1 protein-coding gene and 1 pseudogene are annotated in these 2,094 nt (G+C 72.7%); both read left to right on the top strand.

Annotated features, from left to right (window positions below; genetic code table 11):
- Positions 1–1,542, top strand: a 1,542-nt coding sequence (locus KBI5_RS24545) for a helicase-related protein (protein ID WP_198537969.1), incomplete at its 5' end; no start/stop codon positions are given.
- Positions 1,539–2,094 (top strand): annotated as a pseudogene (locus KBI5_RS24540) (hypothetical protein); the annotation flags it as partial. The gene KBI5_RS24545 and the pseudogene KBI5_RS24540, both read left to right, overlap by 4 nt.

The following is a 2,094-nucleotide window of genomic DNA, read 5'->3' as shown; positions in this document are numbered from 1 at the left end:
CGGCTCGGCCTGTTGCACGGCGGGCTGTCCGTTGACGAGCGCGAGCAGCTGCGGCTCGCCTTCCAGGCCGAACCGAGCGAACATCCGATGCGGGTCCTGCTCGCCACCGATGCGGCGAGTGAGGGCATCGACCTGCAGAATCACTGCCATCGGCTGGTCAACTACGACATCCCGTTCAACCCGAACAAGCTGGAGCAGCGGATCGGCCGCATCGACCGGTACGGGCAGCGCCGTTCCCCGGAGATCCGGCACTTCGTCGGCTCCGGCTGGTCGGGCAGCGTCGATTCCTTTGAGGCCGACCTGGAGTTCCTGTCGCGGGTGGTGAAGAAGGTCGCGCAGATGAAGGCCGACCTCGGGTCGGTCAACGCGGTGCTCTCCGATCGGGTGCAGCGTCGGATGCTGGGGGAGCGGATCGACCTCGGTCCCGACGACCTCGACGTCGGTCCGGGCGGCTCCGTGGCCGCCGGAGGCACCGTCCCGGTCGCGGAGAACGTGCGCGAGCAGGTGCGCCGGCTGCGGGCGAACCTCGACGACACGGTCCGCGAGCTCGGCATCACCCCGGCGGCGGTGCGCCGCGTCGTCGGCACGGCACTGAGCCTCGCCCGCCAACAGGCACTCACCCCGTACGTCGACGAGAAGGAGCACGCCGAGGGACTGTTCACGGTGCCGACGCTCACCGGCTCGTGGCAGCGCGCCTCCGCGGGACTCACCGAGAAGCTGCGCCGTGAGGACCTTCCCCCGGGCACGCCGCCGCGCCAGCGGCCGATCACCTTCGACCCGGCCATGGCAAAGGACCGCGACGACGTCGTGCTCGCGCACCTCGGCCACCGCCTCGTCGACATGTCGACAAGGCTGCTGCGGGGCGCCGTCTCCAACGCCGACGTCGGGCTGCACCGCGTCACCGCCGTGCGCTCGGACGATCCGCGCTGCGAGGAGGTGCTGATCGGCGCGTTCTCCCGGTTCGTGCTGGTGGGCGCGGACGGCGTCCGGCTGCACGAGGAGGTCCTGTACGCGGGCGGCTGGGCGCCGGCGACCGGGCGGTTCCGCCGCCTGGAGAACCTGACGGTCCTCGGCGATCTCGTCGGTACCGCGCTCGCCGCCGGCCGGCCCGTCTCCGGGGAGACGCGGGAGCGGCTCGTCGAGCGCTGGCCGGCGGTGCGGCCCGGGGTGCTCTCCGCCCTGGAGTGGCGGACGAGGACCCGCCAGGAGTCGCTGACCCGCCTTCTCGGCCAGCGCCGGGCCGCCGAGGAGAATCGGATCACCACTATCCTCGATCAGTTCGCCGCGACGCTGCGCGGTGCGATCGAGGATCCGGAGAACGACGAGGACGCCCTGTTCAGCCGGTTCGAGATCGCCAGGAGCCGCGAGGAGCTGGCCCAGTACCGCAAGGACCGGCAGGCGTGGCAGGACCGGCTCGACCGGCTCGACCAGGAACGGCGACGGGAGCTCGACGTGATCGCGCAGCGATACCGTGACCCGAGGCAGCACCAGTTCCCCGTCGCGGTCGTCCTGGTCGTGCCGGCAGCGGAGGAGGCGCGATGAGTACCGTGGGTGCCACCACGCGGGGCCGGGGCATCCCCGGAGGTCGCGGCAGCGGCAGCGGTGGCGGTGGCGGTCGGCGCCGGCCGCCCGCGCCGGACGGCTCCGCGCAGCACCGCGAATGGCTGAGCCTCATCGAGGTCAGCGGGCCGTTCCTCAGCCTGCCCGTGCTCCGGCGGGTCTGGCCGACGCTCGACCCGCTGGAGAAGAAGACCCGGGAACGCCTGCGCCGGGAGCACACCGCCTGGCTGGACGATCCCGTCGGCGGCCAGGCGGCCTGGGTGCGTTTCGTTCTCGGCGAGCTACTCGGCTGGGGGAACACGCTCGTCCTGCCCGATGGCACGAACGGCGCGAACGGCGCGGGTGGCGCGGGTGGCGCGAACGGCGCGCTGCGCTCGTTCACCGTCGACGTCGGCGAGCACGACGCGCACCTCGTGCCGTCCTTCATCCTCGTCGATCCGGACACAGCGGACACAGTGGCCGCGGGGGACACAGTGGCCGCGGGGGACACAGTGGCCGCGGGGGACACAGTGGCCGCGGGGGACACAGTGGCCG

This window comes from Frankia sp. KB5 (assembly GCF_002099325.1).
In the GTDB taxonomy this organism is placed as follows: domain Bacteria; phylum Actinomycetota; class Actinomycetes; order Frankiales; family Frankiaceae; genus Frankia; species Frankia casuarinae.
This window is presented reverse-complemented; position numbering and strand designations above follow the sequence as displayed.